Source organism: Mycobacterium sp. pUA109 (assembly GCF_041287095.1).
GTDB lineage: Bacteria > Actinomycetota > Actinomycetes > Mycobacteriales > Mycobacteriaceae > Mycobacterium.
Genome location: NZ_JBGGKS010000002.1, coordinates 292,645 through 316,208, shown reverse-complemented (window position 1 = coordinate 316,208; position 23,564 = coordinate 292,645). Strand labels below are relative to the sequence as shown.

Annotated in this window: 21 protein-coding genes; 17 read left to right on the top strand and 4 right to left on the bottom strand. The window is 69.7% G+C overall.

The genetic code is table 11. The features are described from left to right. Window position 1: 1 nt before the first annotated feature. From hemC to ACAG26_RS03675, 7 genes are all read left to right on the top strand, one after another. Window positions 2–928 (top strand): hydroxymethylbilane synthase, encoded by a 927-nt coding sequence (gene hemC / locus ACAG26_RS03705; protein ID WP_370479639.1) that lies wholly within the window; start codon window positions 2–4, stop codon window positions 926–928. 35 nt (window positions 929–963) lie between these two features. After that, a complete protein-coding gene (locus ACAG26_RS03700) occupies window positions 964–2,601 on the top strand; it encodes a uroporphyrinogen-III synthase (RefSeq protein WP_370479473.1) in 1,638 nt (545 codons plus the stop codon). 4 nt (window positions 2,602–2,605) lie between these two features. Further along, window positions 2,606–3,586, top strand: coding sequence for a porphobilinogen synthase (gene hemB / locus ACAG26_RS03695; RefSeq protein ID WP_370479471.1), 981 nt, complete (start codon window positions 2,606–2,608; stop codon window positions 3,584–3,586). A gap of 111 nt (window positions 3,587–3,697) precedes the next feature. After that, window positions 3,698–4,234 carry a DUF3093 domain-containing protein gene (locus ACAG26_RS03690; protein ID WP_370479468.1) on the top strand — a complete coding sequence of 179 codons (537 nt, stop codon included), beginning with the start codon at window positions 3,698–3,700 and terminating at the stop codon, window positions 4,232–4,234. Continuing rightward, on the top strand, window positions 4,231–4,488 hold the full coding sequence (locus ACAG26_RS03685) for a hypothetical protein (protein WP_370479466.1): 258 nt from the start codon (window positions 4,231–4,233) through the stop codon (window positions 4,486–4,488). The genes ACAG26_RS03690 and ACAG26_RS03685 overlap by 4 nt, the downstream gene beginning before the upstream one ends. 4 nt (window positions 4,489–4,492) lie before the next feature. Further along, the gene (locus ACAG26_RS03680; protein ID WP_370479463.1) at window positions 4,493–6,613 is read left to right on the top strand and encodes a heavy metal translocating P-type ATPase; all 2,121 of its coding nucleotides are present in this window, start codon (window positions 4,493–4,495) and stop codon (window positions 6,611–6,613) included. Window positions 6,614–6,759: 146 nt separating this feature from the next. Then, window positions 6,760–7,116: a hypothetical protein gene (locus ACAG26_RS03675; RefSeq protein ID WP_370479461.1), complete on the top strand. Its 357-nt coding sequence runs from the start codon at window positions 6,760–6,762 to the stop codon at window positions 7,114–7,116. A gap of 10 nt (window positions 7,117–7,126) precedes the next feature. Here ACAG26_RS03675 and ACAG26_RS03670 read toward each other — a convergent pair whose 3' ends face one another. Together ACAG26_RS03670 and ACAG26_RS03665 are read right to left on the bottom strand one after the other, a co-directional pair. Then, window positions 7,127–9,271 (bottom strand): acyltransferase family protein, encoded by a 2,145-nt coding sequence (locus tag ACAG26_RS03670; RefSeq protein WP_370479458.1) that lies wholly within the window; start codon window positions 9,269–9,271, stop codon window positions 7,127–7,129. Window positions 9,272–9,301: 30 nt separating this feature from the next. Further along, on the bottom strand, window positions 9,302–10,159 hold the full coding sequence (locus ACAG26_RS03665; RefSeq protein ID WP_370479456.1) for an alpha/beta hydrolase: 858 nt from the start codon (window positions 10,157–10,159) through the stop codon (window positions 9,302–9,304). A 124-nt stretch (window positions 10,160–10,283) separates the two neighbouring features. Here ACAG26_RS03665 and ACAG26_RS03660 point away from each other — a divergent pair, with 124 nt between their 5' ends. The 5 genes from ACAG26_RS03660 to ACAG26_RS03640 all read left to right on the top strand — a co-directional run bounded on the left by ACAG26_RS03660 (window position 10,284) and on the right by ACAG26_RS03640 (window position 15,003). Beyond that, window positions 10,284–11,138: an oxygenase MpaB family protein gene (locus tag ACAG26_RS03660; protein WP_370479453.1), complete on the top strand. Its 855-nt coding sequence runs from the start codon at window positions 10,284–10,286 to the stop codon at window positions 11,136–11,138. After that, window positions 11,116–11,718, top strand: coding sequence for a TetR/AcrR family transcriptional regulator (locus ACAG26_RS03655; RefSeq protein ID WP_370479451.1), 603 nt, complete (start codon window positions 11,116–11,118; stop codon window positions 11,716–11,718). Before ACAG26_RS03660 ends, ACAG26_RS03655 begins: the two co-directional genes overlap by 23 nt. Window positions 11,719–11,859: 141 nt before the next feature. Then, entirely contained in the window at window positions 11,860–13,080 is a 1,221-nt protein-coding gene (locus ACAG26_RS03650; RefSeq protein ID WP_370479449.1) for an FAD-dependent monooxygenase, read from the top strand. Window positions 13,081–13,109: 29 nt separating this feature from the next. After that, entirely contained in the window at window positions 13,110–13,757 is a 648-nt protein-coding gene (locus tag ACAG26_RS03645; protein WP_370479447.1) for a TetR/AcrR family transcriptional regulator, read from the top strand. Between the two features lie 10 nt (window positions 13,758–13,767). Beyond that, complete coding sequence (locus tag ACAG26_RS03640; protein WP_370479445.1) at window positions 13,768–15,003, top strand: hypothetical protein; 1,236 nt, start codon at window positions 13,768–13,770, stop codon at window positions 15,001–15,003. On the opposite strand, the gene ACAG26_RS03635 is transcribed toward ACAG26_RS03640, so the two are convergent. Further along, the gene (locus ACAG26_RS03635; protein ID WP_370479443.1) at window positions 14,945–15,595 is read right to left on the bottom strand and encodes a TetR family transcriptional regulator; all 651 of its coding nucleotides are present in this window, start codon (window positions 15,593–15,595) and stop codon (window positions 14,945–14,947) included. The two genes, ACAG26_RS03640 and ACAG26_RS03635, sit on opposite strands and share 59 nt — an antisense overlap. A gap of 150 nt (window positions 15,596–15,745) precedes the next feature. Between ACAG26_RS03635 and ACAG26_RS03630 the strand changes: the two genes are divergently transcribed. From ACAG26_RS03630 to ACAG26_RS03610, 5 genes are all read left to right on the top strand, one after another. Continuing rightward, a complete protein-coding gene (locus ACAG26_RS03630; protein WP_370479440.1) occupies window positions 15,746–16,180 on the top strand; it encodes an MmpS family transport accessory protein in 435 nt (144 codons plus the stop codon). Beyond that, on the top strand, window positions 16,177–19,041 hold the full coding sequence (locus tag ACAG26_RS03625) for an RND family transporter (protein ID WP_370479438.1): 2,865 nt from the start codon (window positions 16,177–16,179) through the stop codon (window positions 19,039–19,041). The genes ACAG26_RS03630 and ACAG26_RS03625 overlap by 4 nt, the downstream gene beginning before the upstream one ends. A 120-nt stretch (window positions 19,042–19,161) precedes the next feature. Continuing rightward, a complete protein-coding gene (locus ACAG26_RS03620) occupies window positions 19,162–20,379 on the top strand; it encodes an MFS transporter (protein ID WP_370479636.1) in 1,218 nt (405 codons plus the stop codon). 63 nt (window positions 20,380–20,442) lie between these two features. Beyond that, window positions 20,443–22,272, top strand: a complete 1,830-nt coding sequence (locus ACAG26_RS03615; RefSeq protein WP_370479435.1) for an amino acid permease — start codon at window positions 20,443–20,445, stop codon at window positions 22,270–22,272. 20 nt (window positions 22,273–22,292) lie between these two features. Beyond that, entirely contained in the window at window positions 22,293–23,066 is a 774-nt protein-coding gene (locus tag ACAG26_RS03610; RefSeq protein ID WP_370479433.1) for a DUF2127 domain-containing protein, read from the top strand. A gap of 59 nt (window positions 23,067–23,125) precedes the next feature. On the opposite strand, the gene ACAG26_RS03605 is transcribed toward ACAG26_RS03610, so the two are convergent. Further along, on the bottom strand, window positions 23,126–23,563 hold the full coding sequence (locus tag ACAG26_RS03605) for a hypothetical protein (RefSeq protein ID WP_370479430.1): 438 nt from the start codon (window positions 23,561–23,563) through the stop codon (window positions 23,126–23,128). Between the last annotated feature and the right edge of the window lies 1 nt (window position 23,564).

Below are 23,564 nucleotides of genomic sequence, written 5' to 3'. Positions count from 1 at the left end.
TGTGATCCGGATCGGAACGCGGGGCAGCGCGCTGGCCACCACCCAGGCCGGTACGGTGCGCGACGCCCTGATCGCCAACGGCCATCCCGCGGAGTTGGTGATCATCCGCACCGTCGGCGATCAGTCGATGGCGCCGATTGCCAGCCTCGGGGTGGGGGTGTTCACCGCCGCCCTGCGCGAGGCCATCGACGACGGCCGCGTCGACGCCGCCGTGCACTCCTACAAGGATTTGCCCACCGCCGCCGACGCCCGGTTCGCCATCCCGGCCATCCCGGCGCGGCAAGACGCCCGCGACGCGGTGGTGGCCCGCGACGGGCTGGTGCTGGCGGAGTTGCCGACGGGCTCGCTGGTGGGCACGTCCTCCCCGCGGCGGGCCGCACAGCTTAGAGCACTGGGTCTCGGTTTGGAAATTCGCCCCCTACGAGGCAACCTAGATACCAGGTTGAACAGGGTAAGCAGCGGTGATCTCGACGCCATCGTGGTAGCCCGGGCGGGTCTGGCCCGGCTGGGCCGCCTCGAGGAAGTCACCGAGACGCTGGAGCCGGTGCAGATGTTGCCAGCCCCGGCTCAAGGTGCGCTCGCCGTCGAGTGCCGCGCCGGCGACACCGCGCTGGCGGCGGCATTGGCGGAGCTCGACGACGCCGATAGCCGCGCGGCGGTCACCGCCGAGCGAGCCCTGCTCGCCGAACTGGAGGCGGGTTGTTCCGCACCGGTGGGCGCGATCGCCGAGGTGGTCGAGTCCATCGATGAGGACGGGCACGTCTTCGAGGAGCTGTCGCTGCGCGGCTGCGTGGCGGCGCTGGACGGATCCGATGTGATCCGCGCGTCCGGCATCGGCACCGTGGGCCGAGCCCGGGAGCTGGGGCTCTCGGTGGCCGCGGAGTTGTTCGAGCTGGGTGCGCGGGAACTGATGTCGGACGCGCGGTGAGACACCCGCGTACGAGAGGTGACTGGGAGTAACTGATGACGACGCGAGGGCGTAAGCCGAAGCCGGGCCGCATCGTGTTCGTGGGGTCGGGTCCTGGTGACCCGGGCCTGCTGACCATGCGGGCGCGGACGGTGCTGACGAACGCCGCCCTGGTGTTCACCGACCCCGACGTGCCCGAGTCGGTGCTGTCGCTGATCGGTGCCGACCTGCCGCCGGTCTCCGGACCGGCACCCGCCGACGCCGAGGCCGCCGACGACGCTGCGGCGGACGCCGCGGTGGCCGGGGGTCCCGACATCCGCCCCGCGTTGGGGGACCCGGCCGAGGTGGCCAAGACCCTGACCGCCGAGGCGAAAGCCGGGGCCGACGTGGTGCGGCTGGTCGCCGGCGACCCGCTGTCGGTGGACGCCGTCATCGCCGAGGTGAACGCGGTGAGCCGCAGCCACCTGCACTTCGAGGTGGTGCCCGGGCTGCCGGCCAGCAGCGCGGTGCCCACCTACGCGGGGCTGCCGCTGGGTTCGTCGCATACCGTGGCCGACGTGCGCGGCGACGTGGACTGGTCGGCGTTGGCCGCCGCCCCCGGCCCGCTGATCCTGCAAGCCACCGGCTCGCATCTGGCCGAAGCCGCACGCACCCTGGTCGAATATGGGCTGGCCGACTCCACCCCGTGCGTGGTGACCGCCAACGGCACCACCTGCGCGCAGCGGTCGGTGGAGACCACCCTGCAGGGCCTGACCGACCCCGCCGTGCTGGGCGGCACCGACCCCGCCGGCCCGCTGACCGGTCCGCTGGTGGTGACCATCGGCAAGACGGTGAGCAACCGGGCCAAGCTGAACTGGTGGGAAAGCCGGGCGCTGTACGGCTGGACCGTGCTGGTGCCGCGGACCAAGGACCAGGCCGGCGAGATGAGCGAACGGTTGGTGGCCCACGGCGCGCTGCCGATGGAGGTGCCCACCATCGCCGTCGAGCCGCCGCGCAGCCCGGCCCAGATGGAAAGGGCCGTCAAGGGTTTGGTCGACGGCCGGTACCAGTGGGTGGTGTTCACCTCCACCAACGCGGTGCGCGCGGTGTGGGAAAAGTTCGGCGAGTTCGGGCTGGACGCGCGGGCGTTCTCCGGGGTGAAGATCGCCTGCGTCGGCGAGGCCACCGCCGATAAGGTCCGCGCCTTCGGGGTCAGCCCCGAGCTGGTGCCGGCCGGAGAACAGTCCTCGCTGGGGCTGCTGGATGAATTCCCGCCGTACGACAGCGTTTTCGACCCGGTGAACCGGGTGCTGCTGCCGCGCGCCGACATCGCCACCGAGACGCTGGCCGAGGGTCTGCGCGAACGGGGTTGGGAGATCGAGGATGTCACCGCCTACCGGACGGTGCGCGCCGCCCCGCCGCCGGCGGCCACCCGCGAGATGATCAAAACCGGTGGGTTCGACGCGGTGTGCTTCACCTCGTCGTCGACGGTGCGCAACCTGGTCGGCATCGCTGGTAAGCCGCACGCCCGCACCATCGTCGCCTGCATCGGCCCCAAAACCGCCGAGACCGCCGCCGAATTCGGGTTGCGGGTCGACGTGCAGCCGGAGACCGCGGCGGTGGGCCCGCTGGTGGAGGCGCTGGCCGAGCACGCCGCCCGGCTCCGCGCCGAGGGGGCGCTGCCGCCACCGCGTAAGAAGAGCCGCAGGCGCTAGCTCGATGGCGTATCCGCGGCAGCGTCCGCGCCGGCTGCGTTCGACGCCGGCGCTGCGCCGCTTGGTTGCGCAAACCTCGCTGGAGCCACGGCAGTTGGTGCTGCCGATGTTCGTCGCCGACGGGATAACGGAGCCTCGCCCCATCCCGTCTATGCCCGGCGTGTACCAACACACCCGGGATTCGTTGCGGGCGGCGGCCGCCGACGCCGTCGCCGCCGGGGTGGGCGGGCTGATGCTGTTCGGGGTGCCCCGCCCGGGCGACAAGGACGCGGTGGGGTCGGCCGGCACCGACCCCGACGGCATCCTCAACGTCGCACTGCGGGATTTGGCCAAGGACCTTGGCGATGCCACGGTGTTGATGGCCGACACCTGCCTCGACGAGTTCACCGACCACGGGCACTGCGGCGTATTGGACGCGCGCGGCCGGGTGGACAACGATGCGACCTTGGCCCGCTACGTCGAACTGGCGGTGGCCCAAGCCGATTCGGGGGCGCACGTGGTGGGGCCCAGCGGCATGATGGACGGCCAGGTCGGCGTCATCCGGGACGGGCTGGACGCGGCCGGACACACCGACGTGGTGATCCTGGCGTACGCCGCCAAGTTCGCGTCGGCGTTTTACGGCCCGTTCCGCGACGCGGTGGACTCCAGCCTGGCCGGCGACCGGCGCACCTACCAGCAGGAGCCCGGCAACGCCCGCGAGGCGCTGCGCGAGGTGATGCTGGACCTCGACGAGGGCGCCGACCTGGTGATGGTCAAACCCGCGCTGGGCTATCTGGACGTGGTGGCCGCGGCCGCCGAGGTGTCGCCGGTGCCGGTGGCCGCCTATCAGGTGTCCGGGGAGTACGCGATGATCTCCGCGGCGGCGGCCAACGGCTGGATCGACGGGCCGGCGGCCGCGCTGGAGTCGCTGATCAGCATCCGGCGCGCCGGCGCCGACATCGTGCTGACCTATTGGGCCGCCGCGGCGGCCGAGTGGCTGACGTGATGCGCGCCGTTGGCGCCGTTGAGACTGCGCGGAGGGCTGTTGATTCGCGAAATTCGCGACCCTGGATGCAATCTCACCGCAGTGACCCGAGCCCGCTACTCTGACCCGAGCATGCAAGCCGACCCGCCCGTCCCGCCGCCGCATCCCGCGCCGCTGTTCCACGAACGCGGCGCCAGCTGGTATTGGGTGCTGGCCGGCCCGGCGTCGGCGGTGACGATGCTGCTGATCCAGGCGCACAGCGGCTACGGGTTCAACCTGTTGATGCCCAGCATCTTCCTGGTGCTGGTGTCGGGGTTCGTCGGCCTGCAGGTCAAGGCGGCCCGGATCCACACCTCGGTCGAGTTGACCGCAGACACCCTGCGCCAGGGCACCGAAACCATCCCGGTCGGCGACATCATCAAGATCTATCCGGAGGCCGACAACAAGGCGGCGGCGGAGGAAGAGGTGGTGGCCTGGCAGTCGGCCCGGGCGCTGGGCGAGCTGACCGGGGTGCCGCGCGGACGCGTCGGGATCGGGTTGCGGCTCACCGGCGGCCGCAAGGCGCAGGCCTGGGCCCGGCACCATCGTCAACTGCGGGCGGCGCTGGCCCCGCTGGTGGTGGAGCGCACCGAACCGGTTAACGACGACGACGAGGAGTCGCGGTGGTGACCGCCAAGGTCCGCGCCGCCGTCGAACTCGGTTTGGCCGCGGCGGCGGCGGTGGGTTGCGCGCTGAGCTGGTCGCAGGTGCGCTCGACGGTGGCCGTCGCGCCGATCAGCGCCGGGCAGCCGGCCACCACCTCGGTGGTCTACGACCCGCCGATGTTGCTGCTGACCCTGCTGCTGGCGACGCTGGCCGGGGTGTTGGCCGTGGTCGGGGTGGCCCGGCTGTGGCGAAGCAGACATACCATTAATACCCCCTAGGGGTATGATCGTCGGCATGGTGACCACCGATCTGCAGCTGCGCGGCATGACCTGTGCCGCGTGCGCGGCGCGGATCGAGCGGGGCCTCAACCAGCTCGACGGGGTGCAGGCCACGGTGAACTTCGCCGTCGAACGCGCCCACGTCCAACACGAATCCGGCGTGTCGGTCGCCGACCTGATCGCTGCGGTGCAGTCGTCGGGCTACCAGGCATCGGTGGTGGGCGCCGCCGCCGACCAGGACACCACGGGGACCGGGCTGCGGCCCCGGCTGATCGGGTCGGCGGTGCTGGCCGTGCCGGTGGTCGCGCTGTCGATGGTGATGGGCTGGCAGTTCCCCGGCTGGCAGTGGCTGGTGTTCGCGTTGACCACGCCGATCGTGCTGTGGGGCGGTGCCCCGTTCCACCGCGCCGCGCTGCGCAACGCCGTGCACGGCGCCTCCACGATGGACACCCTGGTGTCGCTGGGGACGCTGGCCGCCTACGGCTGGTCGGCGGTGGCGGTGCTCGCCGGCCGCGGCCATGTGTATTTCGAGGTCGCCGCGGCGGTCACGGTGTTTTTGCTGGCCGGGCGGTACGCCGAAGCGCGCGCCAAACGGTCCGCCGGGGCGGCGCTGCGGGCGCTGCTGACCCTGGGCGCCAAGGACGCCGCGGTGCTGCGCGACGGGGTCGAGGTGCGGGTGCCGGTCGACGAGCTGCACGTCGGCGACGTGTTCGCGGTGCGGCCCGGCGAGCGGGTGGCCACCGACGGGGTGGTGGTCGACGGCGCGTCGGCGTTGGACACCGCGGCGCTGACCGGGGAGTCGGTGCCGGTCGACGTCGGCCCCGGCGACCAGGTGTTGGGCGGTGCGCTGAACACCTACGGCCGAGTGCTGGTGCGCGCGGTCAAGGTCGGCGCCGACACCCAGCTGGCCCGGATGGCCAAACTGGTCAGCGACGCCCAGAGCGGCAAGGCCGCCGTGCAGCGGCTGGCCGACCGGGTCTCGGCGGTGTTCGTGCCCGCCGTGTTGGTGATCGCCGCGCTGACGTTGGCCGGGTGGCTGCTGGCCGGGCAGGGCGCCGCGGCGGCGTTCACCGCGGCGGTGGCGGTGCTGATCATCGCCTGCCCGTGCGCGCTGGGGCTGGCCACCCCGACGGCCATCCTGGTCGGCACCGGCCGCGGCGCGCAGCTGGGCATCCTGATCAAGGACCCGCAGGTGCTGGAGACGGTCCGGCACATCGACACCGTCGTGCTGGACAAGACCGGGACGGTGACCACCGGCGTGATGGCCGTGACCGACGTGGCGCCCCGGCCCGGCGAGGACGCCGACCTGCTGCTGGCCCGCGCCGCGGCCGTCGAATCCGCCTCCGAGCACCCGGTGGCCGCCGCGATCGTGGCCGCCGCCCGCGATCGGGGACTGGACCCGGCGGTGCCCGACGCCTTCGTCAACGAGCCGGGCACCGGGGTGTCCGGGCTGGTCGACGGGGTGCGGGTGCGGGTGTCGCGGGCCGGGTCGCTGGCCGGGGTGGACCTGCTGGCGCCGGCGCCGGCGCAGCGCGGCACGACGGTCGAGGTCGGCTGGGACGACCGGGTGCGCGGCGTGATCACGCTGGCCGACACCGTCAAACCCAGCAGCGCCGCCGCGATCGCCGAGCTGAAGGGGATGGGCATCACCCCGGTGCTGCTGACCGGCGACACCGCCGCCGTCGCGCAGCGGGTGGCCGCCGAGGTCGGCATCGACCGCGTCATCGCCGGGGTGCTGCCCACCGATAAGGCCGACGCCGTCAAGGCGCTGCAGGCCGACGGCGCCCGGGTGGCGATGGTTGGCGACGGCGTCAACGACTCGGTGGCGCTGGCCACCGCCGACATCGGGATGGCGATGGGCACCGGCACCGACGCCGCCATCGAGGCCGGCGACCTGACCCTGGTGCGCGGCGACCTGCGCACCGTGCCGACCGCGCTGCGGTTGTCGGCGCGCACGCTGCACACCATCCGGGTGAACCTGCTGTGGGCGTTCGGCTACAACGTCGCCGCGATCCCGCTGGCCGCCGCCGGGCTGCTCAACCCGATGATCGCCGGCGCGGCGATGGCCTGCTCGTCGGTGCTGGTGGTCACCAACAGCCTGCGACTGCGCCGGTTTGGCCGCTAGCCTGCGCTCATGGCGCCGAGCCTGTACTCAGAGCGTCTGGGCGCCGCGAAACACGCCCTGATTACAGTCTCGGCGCCGTAGATTCAGCCTCGACGGTCGGCATCGACCAGGAACACGACCGAGGGAGCAATACGGTGAATCCTGCAATGGTTTCCGGTGTCCGTCGCCGCATCGCCAAGACCGCGGCGCTGGCCGTCGTGATCGCCGCACCGGTCCTCGCCGTGGCCGGCCCCGCGCAGGCCGATCCCGCCAACCCCGACCCGTTCAACCCCGGCGATTGCATGGCCAATGCGAACGCGGTCTGCAATCTCGGGCCGTACGGCCCGAACAGCCCGACGAACCCGGCGAATATCAATAGCCCGCTCAATCCGAATAATCCGGCCAACCCGGCCAGCCCGATGAACCCCAATAATCCGGCCAACCCGATGAGCCCCGATAACCCGGCCAACCCGGCGAGCCCGCTGAATCCGAACAACCCGGCGAACCCCAGTTTCCCGGGCTAATGGCTAGCGGCTAGTTGGGGGCCTGCGCGCTGTCGACCAGTTCGCCGATCGCGGGCCCCAGCGTCGTCGCGTACTGGCCGGTGAGGTGGTTGTCGTCGCGGAACACCAGCTGGTCGCCGACGATCACCGGGCACACCTCGGCGGTGCAGAACAGCGCGGTCAGATCGGCGTAGTGGCCGCCGCCGGCCGTGGTGGCGGCCCGCTCGGCGTCGATGCCGGCCTGGTGGACCGCCGCCGACCGGGTCGGCGCGCAGGCGCTGGCGTCGTCGAGGTGCGCCGACAGGCAGGCCGGCACCGCGGTCTGCGGATCGGGCACCGGCCCGAGCACCACCACCGACGCGCCCAGGCCGCGCAGTGCCGCCACCGCGCGGGTCAGCGCGCCCAGCCACGCCGCATCGTAGGAGGCGAAGCTGAAGTCCGGGGCGTAACGGCGGCTCATGGTCAACACGACCAGCTGCGGGTGCTCGGCGGCTAGCCGCGCCATCATCTCGCCGCGCCACTGTTCACACTCGCGGTACGGCCGACCCAGGTACGGGCTGAGGATCGGCAGGCCCAACAGCGGGCAGGTGACCTTGGTCAGCGTCTCCAGCCGCCAGCCGCGCTGCGCGGCGACGGACTGCAGGGCCGGATCCCACATCGCGGCGTGCGAGTCGCCGACCAGCACCACCCGGGTGGGGGAGCCGGGGTCGCCGGACGCGCAGTCGCCGTGCCCGACGTCCAGCCAGGACCGCAGGCAGCCGTCGACGAACACGGCCGGTTTATCGGCGGCGGCGTCGGCCAGCGGCGGCGACAGGTTGGCCGGGACCGGCCGCGCGGTGGTCGCCGCCGCCACCGCCGCCTGGATCTGCGCGGTCGGGGACCGCGGGACCGCATCGGTGCCGGGCGCCGCGGTCACCGCCGGCGCGGCGGCACCGTGGCCGGCCGGAACGGGGACCAGCATCTGCAACACCAGGGCGGTGCCCACCCACACCGTGACGGCGCCGGCGCCCACCGCCAGGCTCTTCCCCGGCGAACCGCGCAGCGGCGCCGCGAACCGGGCCGGGTTCTCGATCAGGTGCAAGGTCAGCACGGCCAACCCGGCCGCGACGCCGGCCGCCGCCACCCGGCCGGCCAGCCCGAGCGGGTGACCCAGCGCCAGCGGCGCCAACAGCAGCACCGGCCAATGCCACAGGTACCAGGAATACGACATCCGGCCGACCGCGCGCAGCGCCGGCACCGCCAGGACGCGGCCCGCCCCGGCCGCCGGGTTTGGGCCGCCGGCGCCGAGCACCAACGCGGTGCCCAGCACCGGCGCCAGCGCCGCGGTGCCCGGATAGGCGGTCGTGGGCCCCAACTGGACACAGGACAGCGCCACCAACCCCAGGCCGCCCCAGCCGGCGACCGCGGCGCACGGCCCGGGCAGCCGCCGCCACCGGCCGGCGCTCAGCGCCACCAGGCCGCCGGCGGCCAACTCCCAGGCCCGGGTGGGCAGCGAAAAGAACGCCCACGGCGGCGACGTGCGGGTCCAGGTCAGCGACAGCACCAACGACCCCGCCGCGACCAGGCCCAGCGCCAGCAGGTACGGGCGCGTCGACGTCGCGGCCCGGATTCCCAGCTGGCGCCGCAGATGCCAGGCCGTGCCGAGGATCAGGACCGGCCACAGCAGATAGAACTGCTCCTCCACACCCAGCGACCAGTAGTGCTGAAACGGCGACGGCGTCGCGTCGGCGGCCAGGTAGTCGGTGCCAACGATGGCGAACCGGTAGTTGCCGACGTAGAGCGCGCTGGCGATGCCGTCGCCCAAGACGCCGCGAGAGGACAACGGCGGCAGCAGGATTGCCGCGCTCACCGCGGTGGCGACGCCGACGGTGGCCGCCGCCGGCAACAGGCGGCGGGCGCGGGCCGCGTAGAACCGGCCCAGCCGCACCGTGCCGGTGTCGGCCACGTCGGCCCACAGCAGCCCGGTGATCAAGAACCCGGAGATCACGAAGAACACGTCGACGCCGACGAAACCCCCACGGACGCCGGGGACCTCGGCGTGAAACAGCACCACGGCCAGCACCGCGACCGCCCGCAGCCCCTCGATGTCGGGGCGAAACCCGGGCCGTGGGACCGCTCCACCGGGCTCTTCCCGGCGGGAAGCGCGAGCGTGGTCGAGCTGTCGCACTGTCACCAAATAGCGGTGACCTCGTTTCCGGTTGGCGCGTTAGGAGCCCAACCAGGCTAGCTCGTCGGGCAGGTGTTGCCGCCAGAACGACACGTCGTGTCCGCCGGGGGAAAACCCGCCGGCCGGTTTGGTGGGCAGCTGGTCGACGAATTGTTTGGTGGCCGCCGAGAAGCGGTCGCCGGTGCCGCAGTCGACCCGGATCGGGATCGACGCCAGCGCCGGCTGGCCGAACACCGAGTTGCTCCGCCAGTCCTCGACGCTGTCGAACGCCGTCTGCCCGGAACCCCAATACGTCAGGAACAGCGCCGGGCTGACCGCGCAGATCCCGGCGGTGCGCGCCGGACCCAGCCGCGACCCCAGCAGCAACGCCCCGTAGCCGCCCATCGACCAGCCGATGAAGCCCACCCGCGAGGTGTCCAGCCCCTTGCTGGCCAGCATCGGGATCAGCTCGTTGAGCACCATCGCCCCGGAGTCCTCGCCGGAGGCGCGTTTGTGCCAGTAGCCGTCGCCGCCGTCGACGCTGACCACCGCGAACGGCGGTCGGCCGGCCCGGGCCAGCGCGGCCAGGCCGTCCTCCACGCCGAGGTCCATCACCCCGGCCGCGTTGCCGCCGAAGTGGTGCAAGGCGATCACCGGGCGCAGCGTGCCGGTCTGGCCCGGCGGCCGCGCGATGATCCAGTTGGTTTCGACGCCGCCGCGCGCCGCGGACACGAACGAGCCCGAGTCGCGGGTCGGCAGCGCGCTGCTCGCCGGCGCGGGGTCGCTGGGGCCGGGGGCGGCGCGGGGTCGGGGCGGATCGAGCAGGGCGCCCAGCGCGAGGAGGCCCGCGGTGCCGGCGCCCGCGACCGCACCGGTGACACTCAGACGCAGTGCGTCCCTGCGGGTCAGCGATTTCACCAGCGCATCATGCCAAGCCGACGCGAGCCGCGGGTCTCGGTGCGCCACACGATCCGGCCACAGCCCGATAACGGTGACCCGCACCACGTTGGTACAAAGTGCAAAATGTGTAACACTGTTCCGCATGACCGAGCTCGCGGAAACCACGCCGGACACCGACGCCCTGCCGCTGGGCCCGCAGTCGCTGGTGTGGCGGTACTTCGGGGACAACCGGATGTTCTTGATCGGGCCCCGCCCGGCGGTGCTGCAGAACATGCTGGCCGAACTGGGCCAGGGCGTGCTGGATCACTCGGTGTTCTTTGCCGACACCGCCGCCCGGGTCAAGCGATCGCTGCCGCCGATCTTCATGACCGTCTACGGCTCGGAGTCCGACAACACCGGCCAGCGGGTGCGCGACTTCCACCACAACATCAAGGGCGAGATGCCCGACGGCAGCCGCTACCACGCGCTGGACCCCGACACCTACTTCTGGGCGCACGCCACCTTCGTCGACCAGGTGCTGTACTTCGCCGACACCTTCGTCAAGCGGCTGACCCGCGCCGAAAAAGAGCAGATCTACGCCGAATCCAAGACCTGGTATCGCCGCTATGGCGTCAGCGACCGGCCGATGCCGGTCGACTACGCCGCGTTCGAGCAGTACTGGAACCGGATGCTCGACGAGGTCGTGGTGCCGCACAAGACCGCGCGCTACGGCGTCGGGTATGTCACCAAGGGATTCCCCTGCCCCAAAGGGGTGTCCCCGGCGGTGTGGCGGGTCGTGTCGGCGGTGTTCAACCCGATCGCGGCGTTTTTGACCACCGGCGGGATGCCGCCCAACACCCGCGCGCTGCTGGGGCTGCCGTGGAGCGACCGGCAGGACCGCCGCTACCGGCGCTTCGCCGCGGTGTGCCGGTCGCGGCCGGTCAACTGGATGTGGGATCATCTGCCGATGCGGCTGCGCTACAACAAGTTCGCCTGTGCCGGCTACGCCCGGGGCTGACTCCGCCACCACCGCCATCCTCGACGCCGCGGTCGTCGAGTTCGAGCGGCACGGCTTCCGCCGGGTCGCCCTCGACGACGTGGCCCGGCGCGCCGGGGTCAGCCGCACCACCATCTACCGCCGGTTCGCCGGCCGCGACGAGCTGGTCGCCGCCGTCATCGACCGGGAGAACGCGGTGCTGTTCGCCGACATCGCCGCCGAGTTGAAAAATACTGGGCCGCAGTCGAATTACTACGTCGAGGCGTTTGTCTCGGCGATTCTGCGGTTCCGCCGGCATCGGGTGCTGAACCGGATGATCAACGACGAACCCGGGCTGATGCTCGAGCTGGCCGGGCAGCACTGGGCTCCGGCGGTCGGGCGAATTGCGGCCGCGTTGCGGGTGATATTTCCCGCCGGGTTCGCTGAACGCATCGGCGAGCAGGCCGTCACCGACCTGGCCGACACCATTTTGCGGTACGCCGCGATGGCGCTGTTGTTGCCGACGCGCGAGCCGTTGGCGACCGCCGAGGACATCCGCGCGTTCGCGACCACGCATTTCCTGCCCAGCCTGCCGGCGGCACTGCGATCCGTGCCGGTGTAACGGGAGACGCCGCGCCGCTCATCACCTTCCTGTAACGGTGCCCACATCGTGGTTGGCAACAGGTTGCGCACCAGCCGCCGTCACCCTAATATCGGAATCGATATTCGCATTCTGGTTTCTGATAGAGGGGTTCACGGGGCGATGGCAAACACCTCCGCGGGGCGGCGCGCCCTGGTCGTGGGGCTGGGTATCAGCGGTATGGCCACAGCGTTGCGGTTGCATCAGCTCGGGTGGACACCGGTGCTGGTGGAGCGCGCCGCGGGCCGGCGCACCGGCGGCTATTTCGTCGGGATCTTCGGTTCGGGCCGGGCGGCCGCCCAACGGTTGGGCCTCGCCGGGCACCTGCACGACCGCCGCCCGCCCGGGGTCGCCTTCGACTATGACCGGCGCGGCAACCGACGGGTCGGGATGAGTTTCGCCGACCTTCCCGGCGAGGCGTGGACGGCGCTGCGCGGCGACGTGGAGGCCGCGGCGTTTTCGGCCCTGCCCGATGACGTCGAGATCCGGTATTGCACGGTGCCGACCAAGATCGACCAGCACGAAACCGGCGTCACGGTGACGTTGACCAACACCGCCGACGGCACGGTGACCAGCGAGGAATTCGATCTGGTGGTAGGTGCCGACGGGCTGCGCTCCACCGTCCGCTCGTTGGTGTTCGGCCCGCACGAGAAGTACCTGCGCCGACTCGACCACATGATCGCCACGTTCGAACTGCCCTCCAAGCTGAGTGATCTGGCGATCGGAGATGGCGCATTTCTGATGGAGTCCGGTCGCTCACTGATCGTCTACCCGTTCAAGGATCACCCGCCGACGGCGTTGTTGACCTATCACACCGACGATGTCGACGCCGAGTTCGGTGAGGCTCCCGCGGCGCGGCTGCGCACGGTGTTCGGGCCGCAACCGTTGGGGCGGCTGCTGAGCGAGGTGATCGATGCGTTCGAGGCCGCCGACGAATATCTTTTCGACTCGGTCGAACAGGTGCACATGGACAGCTGGCATGACGGCCGGGTGGTGCTGGTCGGCGACGCGGCGTGGTGCGAGACACTGTATTCGGGGTTGGGGGTGTCCTCGGCACTGGCCGGCCCCGACCTGCTGGGCAGCATGCTGGAGCGCTACCCGCACGACCTCAACCGGGCGCTGATCGAATGGGAGCGCGGCCTGCGCCCGTTCGTCGACGCCTACCAGCGCTTCGGTGTGCGGCAGCGGTTCTTTTTCAGCCCGGACAACCGGATCGAGCTGCTATTCCGGCAGGGGATGGCCCGGCTGCGGCAAATCCCGCTCGCGATGCCGCTGTTCACGCGTCTCGCCCAAGGCAGCACCACCGCGCAGCTCAAAGACCAAGACATCGCGTCGGTGGCCTGACCCGGCGCCAGCGAGATAAGGAGCAGGCTATGTCACCCACAGCAGCACCGCGGGCCTCCTCGGGGGTGCGCCCGCCGCAGCAGGCCCGCAGCCGCGCGGCGCTGCAACGCCTCCTCGCGTCGGCCGAGCACGTGCTGATCAACGACGGCTTCGAGGAGTTCACCATCGCTCGGGTCGCCGAGCACGCCGGGGTGTCGGTCGGTGGCGTCTACCGGCGCTTCGCCAGTAAAGAGCAACTCATCGACGCGGTACGGCGGGAGTTGTTGGCGCGGTTGGAAACCGGCATGACCGACGCGCTCGATGCGGCGCAGCCGTCGCTGGCCGGCGTCCTGGATGCGCTTACCGCGGCGCTGAGCCAGACCCTGGCAGACAGCGGCCGCGTCATTCCCGCGATCTTGGCCGGTGGACCCAGCGCCGAGGCGCCCGAGCAAGCGCTGCGCATGCTCACCACCCTGCAGCGACGATTTTTCGATGCGGCGGCGCCGCACCGTGACCAGATCCGACACCCCGATCCCGACACCGCGCTGACCCTGGCTTTTCGCAGCGTGATCGCCGCCAGCGTACACCGCGCCGCTGTATCACCGGTGTGGCCCGACGGCCTGACCTGGCCGCAGTGGGCCCGCGAAATCGCCGGCATGACAACGGCTTATCTGACCGCAGAGCGCCCGCACCGTTAGGACGTCCACCATGACCACCGTGGCACCATCCACCGCACCGCCGGCCAAGCCGTGGCTCAAGCCGCTGGCCGCTGTCGGAGGCACCGCGATGCTGTTGGCGATTCTGGTGATCGCCTTCGCCCTGCCCGCGTCCAAGTCCGGACCTCATGACGTGCCGATCGGCGTCGTCGGGGCACCCGCCCAGATCGTCGCCTTCGAAAAGGCGGCGCAGGGATTCGACGTCCACATCTACGCCTCGGAATCCGACGCCCAAGCCGCGATCACCGACCGGGAGATCTACGGCGCACTGATGCTGGACTCACCGAGCGACGTCAACGTGCTCTACGCCACCGCCGCCAGCCCGGCGGTGGCCGCCATGGTGCAGTCGGTCGGCCAGCACCTCGCCGATGCCACGCACCGCACCGCGCACCTGACCGACCTGCGGGCCTTTCCCGACCGCGATCCCAAGGGCACCGGACTGGCGGCCGGCGCGCTGCCGCTGGCGCTGGGCGGCTGGATGGGCGCCATGATCATCATGTTGTTGGTGCCCAGCCCGCGCGGCCGGATCCTGTCCGCCCTCGGGGTAGCCGTCGTCGGCGGGCTGACCATCGTCACCATCTTGCGGTTTGTGATCGGCACCTTCGACACCAACTTCTGGCTCATCAGCGTGGCCGGCATGTTCGGTATCGCCGCAACCTGTTTCACCGTCCTGGGATTGCGTGAACTGCTCGGCGGCGCCGGGCTGGGCGTCGCCGCGGTGCTGCTGGTGCTGCTCGGCAACCCGCTGTCCGGGCTGGCCAGCGCCCCGGAGATGCTGCCCCGGCCCTGGGGGCGGCTGGGGCAACTGCTGCCGCCCGGGGCCACCGGCGCGTTGATGCGCGACGTCGGCTTCTTCGACGGCCACGGTGCCACCCGACCTCTTATCGTCCTGGCTTGCTACCTGATCGTCGGCGTGGACCTCTACCTGCTCGGTTTGGCCCGCGCCCGACAAAACGACACCGTCGACGTCGACAAAATCGAATTCGACCACCGGCCAAGGCATCCCGCCGTGCCGCCGAACGGGGCTCCGGCGATCACCGAACCTATCGATGCTCGGTGCCCGCAGGGCCCGAGCCGGCGGGTCGGTCCCGCCGCGGCCGCAGTCGCCCGGCCACCGCACGCATCGCCGCGTCAGCGACAGCCGAGCTTCCGGGACGAAGGCCGAAGCTTCAGCCCCGCCGGTCCGCACGCGTACGCACCGCGGCCGCTGGTTCGGGATCGCTGGTGAAGAAGGTCTGCAGGAGCGCGGCGGCTCGTTGGATGTAGGGGGCGGGGGAGTCGTCGTTGCCGTCGACGGGCTGGGTGGCCCAGCGCTCCAGCCCGGCGCGCACCGTGGCGATGGCCAGCGCGGCGATCAACACCGGTACTTCGTCGTCGGGGGCAACGTTGATGCGTTGTGCCACCACCGACGCTAGGCCCTGGTGCAGGGTTTCGAACTGGGTCAGCGCCGCCGAGGTCACCGCCGCGCTGCTGTGCGCGATGGCCAGCATGTCGGCCATGTCGGTGCGGTGCGGTGGGTTGCGTTCGAACTGTGTTGCGGTTAAGCCGATTAACTCGGCGAGCACCACCGGGTTCGGTGCCGGCCCGGCGGCGATGAAATCGCTGGCCAAATCCGCGGACATGTCCAGGGGGACGTAGACGATCGCCGATTCCTTGTTGGGGAAGTAGTTGAAAAAGGTGCGGGGTGATACGCCGGCCGCGCTGCTGATTTCCTCGACCGTGACGTTGTCGAAGCCGCGTTCCCGGGCGGAACGCAGTGCCGCGTCGTGTATTTCGAGCTTGGTCTGCCGGCGACGTCGCTCGCGTAAGGAAGGCGTCACACCTGCATGGTCGCACATCATCGGCTCACTTCCGTCAAGGGCCGCGCCAACAAAGCTGCACTTGCTGTAATTACTGCACATACTGCAAAATAGACGGGTGATGCAATCAGGTGGGTTCGCGGGGCCGTCTGGATACGGGTGGGACGGTCGATGATCGCGGCGATACGGCGGTCCTGGTTGCCATTGCTGGCGCTGCTGGCGGTGGCGGTCGGTGGGTTCGTGGTGTTCCGGTTGCACGGGGTCTTCGGGTCGACCGACCAGACCAGGCGGGAAGGTTCCGGGATCCTCAACGACGCCAAACCGTTTAACCCCAAGCGGGTGACCTACGAGGTGTTTGGCCCGGCGGGCGCGGTCGCGACCATCAACTACCTCGACCTGTCGGCGAATCCGCAGAGTCTCAAGGACGCGCCGCTGCCGTGGTCGCTGACCCTGACCACCACCGCACCAGCCACCAGCCCGAACCTGATCGCGCAGGGCGACGCCGAGACCATCGGGTGCCGCATCACCGTCGACGGTGAGGTCAAGGACGAGAAAACGAGCCACGGTGTCGACGCGTTCACTTTCTGCCTGGTGAAGTCGGCATGACCCGCCGCGACGCGGCCTCACGTCCGATCCTGCCCCGGTTCATCCGAATCTTCGCGCTGCCGATCCTGCTGGGCTGGGTGGCCTTGACCGTGCTGGTCAGCATCGCGGTGCCCTCCCTGGAAGAGGTGGGCCAGGAGCAGTCGGTGTCGCTCAGCCCCGACGACGCCCCGTCCATGCAGGCCATGAAGCACATCGGGAAGGCATTCGGAGAATCCGATTCTGACGCCTCGGCGATGGTCGTGCTCGAAGGCGACCAGCCGTTGGGCGATGAGGCGCACCGCTTCTATGCCGAGTTGATCAAAAAATTCCGCGCCGATCCCACCCACATCACCCATGTGCAGGACTTCTGGGGTGACCCGCTGACATCGGCCGGTGCCCAAAGCGGCGACGGCAAAGCCACCTACGTGCAGCTCAACTTAGCCGGCAACCAGGGCCAAGCGCTGGCCAACGAATCCGTCGCCGCCGTGCGCAACATCGTGGCCAGCACACCGGCACCGCCCGGTATCCACGTGTATGTCACCGGATCGACCGCCCTCATGTCCGATCAGCACAACGTCGGCGACACCAGCCTGAAATTGGTTACCGCGCTGACCCTGCTGGTCATCTTGATGAGTTTGTTCATCGTGTACCGCTCGGTGATCACGGTGGTGCTGGTGCTGGTGATGGTGATTCTGGAAGTGGCGGCCGGTCGCGGGGTGGTTGCAGCCCTCGGGCATTACCACCTGATCGGATTGTCGACGTTCTCGGTGAATCTGCTGACCATGCTGGCGATCGCCGCGGGCACCGACTACGCGATCTTCGTGCTGGGCCGCTACCACGAAGCCCGCAACGCCGGCGAGGACCGCGAAACCGCCTACTACACCATGTATCGGGGTACCGCCCACGTCGTCCTCGGTTCCGGCCTGACGATCGCCGGCGCCACGTTCTGCCTGCATTTCACCCGGCTGCCGAATTTCCAGACCCTCGGGATCCCGATGGCGATCGGCATTGTGGTGGCGTTGGCCGCGGCGCTGACGATGGCGCCGGCGATGCTGGTGATCGGCAGCCGGTACGGGTTGTTCGAACCCAAACGCGCCACCCAGACGCGGGGTTGGCGGCGGATCGGCACCGCGGTGGTGCGGTGGCCGGGCCCGATCCTGGTGGCGACGCTGGCGGTGTCGCTGGTGGGCCTGTTGGCGCTGCCGGGCTATAAGACCAGCTTCAACGAACGCAAGTTCATGCCGAAGAGCATCCCGGCGATGCAGGGTTTCGCCGCCGCGGACCGGCATTTCTCCCAGGCCCGGATGAACCCGGAAGTGTTGATGCTGCAAGCCGATCAGGATCTGCGCAACTCTGCGGACATGCTCATCGTTGAGCGGATCGCCCGCAACATCTTTCACACCCCCGGGATCGCGCGGGTGCAGACGATCAGCCGCCCGTTGGGCACCCCGATCGACCACAGCACCATCCCGTACCAGATGGGTATGCAAGGTGTCGGACAGCAGATGCAGCGCGACTACATGCAGTCCGAGATGGACAACATGCTGGTGATGGCCAACCAGATGGAAACCATGATCGGCACCATGGAAAAGATGATCGCGATCATGAAGGAGCTCACCGGTATCACCGGTGAGCTCACCCGGCAGGTCAAGGACATGGTGGCCCTGACGAATGAGTTGCGGGACGGCATCTCCGATTTCGACGATTTCTTTCGGCCGATCCGCGCCTACTTCTACTGGGAGCCGCACTGTTTCGACATTCCGTCCTGCTGGGCGTTTCGGTCGATCTTCGACTCGCTCGACGGGGTGGACACCCTCAGCGATGCCATTACCGACATGATCCCGCTGATGGACAAACTCGACGCGATCATGCCGGAAATGATGAACCTGCTGACGCCGATGGTCGCGATGCTGAAGTCGATGCACACCATGATGCTGTCGATGCACAGCACCATGGCCGGTATCCAGGATCAGGGTGCCGCGGCGGGCGGCAAGGGCAACCAGATGGGTCAGGCGTACGACGAATCCAAGAACGACGATTCGTTCTACCTGCCGCCGGAGGTGTTCGACAACCCCGACTTTAAGCGGGGGATGAACATGTTCTTCTCCCCGGACGGCAAAGCGGTGCGGTTCATCATCTCGCATCAGGGGGATCCGGCCAGCCTGGAGGGCATCGCCCACATCGACGCCATCCGTAACGCCGCCTTCGAAGCCATCAAGGGCACCCCGCTGGAGAACTCCCACATCTATATCGCCGGCACCGCGGCCAACGCCAAGGACATGAAGGAGGGAGCCACCTACGATCTGCTCATCGCCGGGGTGGCGGCGCTGATCCTGATCTTCCTCGTCATGCTGGTCGTGACCCGCGCCATTGTCGCCGCCGCGGTCATCGTCGGCACCGTGGTGCTGTCGCTGGGGACCTCGTTCGGGCTGTCGGTGTTGATCTGGCAGTACCTGTTGGGCACCCAGCTGCACTTCATGATCCTGGCGATGTCGGTGATCATCCTGCTCGCGGTGGGATCCGACTACAACCTGCTGCTGGTCGCCCGGTTCAAAGAAGAGATCGGTGCCGGCATCAAAACCGGCATCATCCGATCCATGGCCGGCACCGGCGCCGTGGTCACCTCGGCCGGGCTGGTGTTCGCCTTCACCATGCTGTCCTTCGGGCTGAGCGCGCTGCTCATCCTCGCCCAAGTGGGCAGCACCATCGGCATGGGCCTGCTCTTCGACACGCTGATCGTCCGGTCCTTCATGACACCGGCGATCGCCACACTGCTGGGTCGCTGGTTCTGGTGGCCCCAAGTGGTTCGCACCCGTCCGGCGCTGACCCCGACCGACATCGCCGATACGGTGCCGGTCGCGGTGACCACCGGGGGTGGGTGAACTTCTGCAGCCCCCGGAGCCGGACGCTAGCGTCACCTACGAGAGGGGGCGCCCGAATTGGCGATAGGGATTTGGCAGCGACGGCATCGGGAGTCGATCGGTACCGCCGCGCGCTGGTCCATGCTGGCGATCGCGTCGTTGGCGACGCTGTCGTCCTTCCTGTTCATCAACGGCGTCGCGTTCCTGATCCCCGCGCTGCAGGCCGACCGCGGCGTCACCCTGACCCAAGCCGGCGTGCTGTCGTCGATGCCGAGCTGGGGCATGGTGGTCACCCTGGTCGCCTGGGGCTATGTGGTGGATCGGGCTGGGGAGCGCATCGTGCTGCGGCTGGGGTCGGCGCTGACCGCGGCGGCCGCGTTTGCCGCGGCGTCGGTGCACTCGCTGATGGCGGTGGGGGTGTTGCTGTTTCTCGGGGGCATGGCCGCCGCGGGCGCCAACTCGGCCACCGGCCGGCTGGTGACCGGCTGGTTCCCGCCGAACCGGCGCGGCCTGGCGATGGGCATCCGCCAGACCGCGCAACCGTTGGGAATCGCGTTGGGCGCGACGGTCATGCCCGAGCTGGCCGAGCACGGAGTCGGGGCGGCCCTGGTGTTTTCGGCGGTGATGTGCCTGGTGTCGGGGATGGCATGTGCCCTGGGCGTGCTCGACCCGCCACGCCGGTCACGCAAGACCGCTACCGACGCCGAGCTGTCCAATCCGTACCGGCAGGGTCACGTGCTGCGGCGCATCCACGCCGCCTCGGCGCTGCTGATGATGCCGCAGAACATGACCGTGACCTTCATGCTGGTCTGGCTGATTGACCGCCATGGCTGGTCGATCGGCGCGGCCGGGGCGCTGGTCACCGTCTCGCAGCTGCTCGGTGCGGTGGGCCGCCTGGCGGTGGGCCGATTATCCGACCGGATCGGCTCCCGAATGCGGCCGGTGCGCGTCATCGCTGCTAGCGGCGCGGCGATCCTGCTGTCGTTAAGTTTCACCGACTACCTGGGTTCGGCAGTCGCCGTGGCACTTATGGTGGCCGCGGCGGTAATCGCGATGCTGGACAACGGGTTATCCTCCACCGCGATCACTGAGTACGCCGGTCCGTTCTGGAGTGGACGCACGCTGGGCGCCCAAAACACCTACCAGCGGCTGGCGGCCGCCGCGGCGCCGCCACTGTTCGGGGCGCTGATTACCGGAGCCGGCTACCCCGTCGCGTTCGCGGTGTGCGCACTGTTCCCGCTGGCGGCGGCCCCGTTGATCCCGGCCGGGTTGCTCCCACCCGGGCTGGAAACGACAGCGCGGGCGCACTCGGTGCGTCGCCATCGGTGGCGCAACGCCATTCGGACCCGCACGCGGTGACGCGCGGGACCCGGGTGTAAGCATTCCGGGTCGCGGCGACGAATGCGGTGCTAGCGTCCCGTCATGTCGCGCACGCGAGGCCGCACCGAGGCCCGGCGCCGCAGCGCGCCCACCACGTTGCACCAGGGGCTTTCGCAGCGCCAGCTCAACATGATCGCCATCGGCGGGGTGATCGGCGCTGGGCTGTTCGTCGGATCCGGGGTGGTGATCGCGGCCACCGGCCCCGCCGCGATCCTGACCTACGCGATCTGCGGCGCGCTGATCATCCTGGTGATGCGGATGCTGGGCGAGATGGCGACCGCCCACCCGTCGACCGGATCGTTCGCCGACTACGCCCGCGACGCGCTGGGCGGCTGGGCGGGCTTCTCGGTCGGCTGGCTGTACTGGTACTTCTGGGTCATCGTGGTCGGCTTCGAGGCCGTCGCCGGCGCCAAGGTGCTGACCTACTGGTTCGACGCGCCGCTGTGGCTGCTGTCGCTGCTGCTGATGGCGACCATGACCGCGACCAACCTGATCTCGGTGGCGTCCTTCGGCGAGTTCGAATTCTGGTTCGCCGGAATCAAAGTCGCGACGATCCTGGCCTTCCTGGGCCTGGGCAGCTGTTACGCACTGGGCATCTGGCCGGGTGGCCGGAGGGATTTTCACCACCTCACCGCGCACGGGTTCTTCCCGCACGGGGTCGGCGCGGTGTTCGCCGGCATCGTGGTGGCGATCTTCTCCATGGTCGGCGCCGAGGTGGCCACCATCGCCGCCGCCGAAACCGCCGACCCGCGCCGCGCCGTGCACCGGGCCACCAACACCGTGGTGGCCCGCATCGCGATCTTCTTCGTCGGCTCGGTGTTTTTGCTTGTGGTGATATTGCCCTGGAACTCAAGCGAACTCGGCACCTCGCCGTACGTCGCCGCGTTCAAGGCGATGGGCATCCCCGGAGCCGATCACCTGGTGAACGCGGTGGTGCTCACCGCGGTGCTGTCCTGCCTGAACTCCGGCCTGTACACCGCGTCGCGGATGCTGTTCGTGCTGGCCGCCCGCCGCGAAGCCCCCGCCCAGCTGGTGGCGGTCAGCGCGCGCGGCGTCCCGCACGTGGCGATCCTGGCCTCCTCGGTGGTGGGTTTCGGCTGCGTGCTCGTCGCCTGGATCGCGCCCAACACCGTGTTCAGCTTCCTGCTCAACTCCTCGGGCGCGGTGATCCTGTTCGTCTACCTGCTGATCGCGCTCTCCCAGATCGTGCTGCGCCGACGCACCCCGGCGGCGGCGCTGCGGGTCACGATGTGGTGGTTTCCCGGGCTGTCGCTGCTCACCGCCGCCGGCATGGTCGGGGTGCTGGTGCAGATGGCCTTCGACCGCACCGCCCGCACCCAGCTGTGGCTGAGCCTGCTGTCCTGGGCCGTCGTGCTGGCGCTGTACTGCGTGGGTCTGCGGTGGCGTGGCCCGGCCCCGACACCCGAGGTGGCGCCGACCGGCACCGCCCGTCGGGTCCTGGTGCTGGCCAACCAAACCCTGTCGGCCACCGCATTATTGGAGGAGTTGACCCGCGTCGACGCGGACCATCACGCCGAATACTTCCTCTGCGTGCCGGCCAACCCGATCGACACCGGACAAGCCGAGCACACCGGCCCGCTCTATGTCTCCGACGCGACCGTGGCCGCGGCGCAGCAGCGCCTCGACGACATGTTGGCCGCGCTGCATGATCTGGGCCTGTCGGCCAGCGGGGCGCTCGGCGATCACCGACCCGCCCACGCCCTGCACGGCGCGGTGACCGGCTTTGCGCCCGATCAGGTGGTCATCTCCACGCTGCCGGTGGCGCGGTCGGTGTGGCTGCGGCACGGCCTGATCGAGCACGCCCGCGCCACCTATCCGATCCCGATCACTCATGTGCTGGCCGACGCCTGATCGAGCATTAGTGTGCTCATATGGTGGATTTCGCCCTGCGCTCGTGCGGGCTGCGCGGCCACGCGACCTTTGCTCCCGATGAGCCGACGCTGCGGGAGCGGCTGAAGGCCGACACCCCGGCCGGGGAGGCGTGGCGGTGCCTGCGCTGCGAGACGTTTGTGGTCGGCCCGCCGCGCGGCAGCGGCCCGGCCGACACCGCACCGGAGGTGCCGCGCGGGCGGCTGTTGCGGGACCGCACCCTGATGCGCCTGCTCGCCGCCGAACGCGCGCTGCGGTGCGTGGTCTTCCTATTGTTGGCCGTCGGCGTGGTGAAGGTCCGGGGATCACGCGCCCAGTTGCAGCAGGCATTCGAACAAGACCTGCCGTTGCTGCGGCCGTTGGCCGACCAGATCGGCTGGAACCCGGACGAATCCAAGATCGTCGCGCACATCGCCGCCGCGTTCACCCTGTCCTCGGCGACGCTGCTGTGGATCGCGGTGGGCCTGGTCGGGTACGCCCTGATTGAGCTCATCGAAGCCGTCGGGTTGTGGCTGATGCGGCGCTGGGGGGAGTACTTCGCGGTGATCGCCACCAGCGTGTTCATTCCGCTGGAGATCTACGAGCTCACCGAAAAGCTGACGGTTCTGCGGTTGGGTGCGCTGGTGGTCAACGTGATTGCGGTGATCTGGCTGCTGTGGAGCAAACGGCTGTTCGGGCTCAACGGCGGCGCTGCGGCCTACCGGGCAGAACATGCCACCGAAAGCCTGCTGACCGTCGAACGCGCCGGGCTGGAGGGCGCGGCCGGGACGCAATGACTCTGCGCTGAGGGCGCGGTCCACTCGAACTTTTGTCTGGTGGACGCAGAGTCAGCGCGTCACGGCTGAGTCACGGCAGCCTGCTGCAGGCGTCCCTTCAACCGCGCGACCCTGCGTAGCTGAATGGTGATGTTGGTGGCCCCCAACATGGGGAGCAGCCCGATGAACGTTCGGACGGAGGGCGTGGCCCCGTGCAACTGTTGCAGACACCCAACGATATAGAAGCATCCCATGGTGAAGATGGTCGCGGGTATCGCGTACGCGGGTAATGATCGGGCATCGGAAATGAGCTCCGCCGCGTAAGCCACCTCGCTCGGCGACATCGGCTCGCGTTTGCGCACTTTATCCAAGACCGCTTTGTGGGCCCCCACTACCTCACCTAACGGAGCCGGTGTTCGACGTTCCAACCGCTTGATGAATGAGAACGCACGACCGGCGAACACCAATCCCAACACAGCGGCCAGTATCGTCAGACCACCCCACAGGCCGAAATCCACC

Excerpts from the sequence above, each read along its gene's own strand:
- ACAG26_RS03610 (WP_370479433.1), top strand. The coding sequence starts at position 22,293 with ATGGTGGATTTCGCCCTGCGCTCGTGCGGGCTGCGCGGCCACGCGACC.
- hemB (WP_370479471.1), top strand. The coding sequence starts at position 2,606 with ATGGCGTATCCGCGGCAGCGTCCGCGCCGGCTGCGTTCGACGCCGGCG.
- ACAG26_RS03680 (WP_370479463.1), top strand. The coding sequence starts at position 4,493 with ATGATCGTCGGCATGGTGACCACCGATCTGCAGCTGCGCGGCATGACC.
- ACAG26_RS03615 (WP_370479435.1), top strand. The coding sequence starts at position 20,443 with ATGTCGCGCACGCGAGGCCGCACCGAGGCCCGGCGCCGCAGCGCGCCC.
- ACAG26_RS03690 (WP_370479468.1), top strand. The coding sequence starts at position 3,698 with ATGCAAGCCGACCCGCCCGTCCCGCCGCCGCATCCCGCGCCGCTGTTC.
- ACAG26_RS03625 (WP_370479438.1), top strand. The coding sequence starts at position 16,177 with ATGACCCGCCGCGACGCGGCCTCACGTCCGATCCTGCCCCGGTTCATC.
- ACAG26_RS03645 (WP_370479447.1), top strand. The coding sequence starts at position 13,110 with ATGTCACCCACAGCAGCACCGCGGGCCTCCTCGGGGGTGCGCCCGCCG.
- ACAG26_RS03620 (WP_370479636.1), top strand. The coding sequence starts at position 19,162 with ATGCTGGCGATCGCGTCGTTGGCGACGCTGTCGTCCTTCCTGTTCATC.
- ACAG26_RS03630 (WP_370479440.1), top strand. The coding sequence starts at position 15,746 with ATGATCGCGGCGATACGGCGGTCCTGGTTGCCATTGCTGGCGCTGCTG.
- ACAG26_RS03640 (WP_370479445.1), top strand. The coding sequence starts at position 13,768 with ATGACCACCGTGGCACCATCCACCGCACCGCCGGCCAAGCCGTGGCTC.
- ACAG26_RS03650 (WP_370479449.1), top strand. The coding sequence starts at position 11,860 with ATGGCAAACACCTCCGCGGGGCGGCGCGCCCTGGTCGTGGGGCTGGGT.
- ACAG26_RS03660 (WP_370479453.1), top strand. The coding sequence starts at position 10,284 with ATGACCGAGCTCGCGGAAACCACGCCGGACACCGACGCCCTGCCGCTG.
- ACAG26_RS03700 (WP_370479473.1), top strand. The coding sequence starts at position 964 with ATGACGACGCGAGGGCGTAAGCCGAAGCCGGGCCGCATCGTGTTCGTG.
- ACAG26_RS03675 (WP_370479461.1), top strand. The coding sequence starts at position 6,760 with ATGGTTTCCGGTGTCCGTCGCCGCATCGCCAAGACCGCGGCGCTGGCC.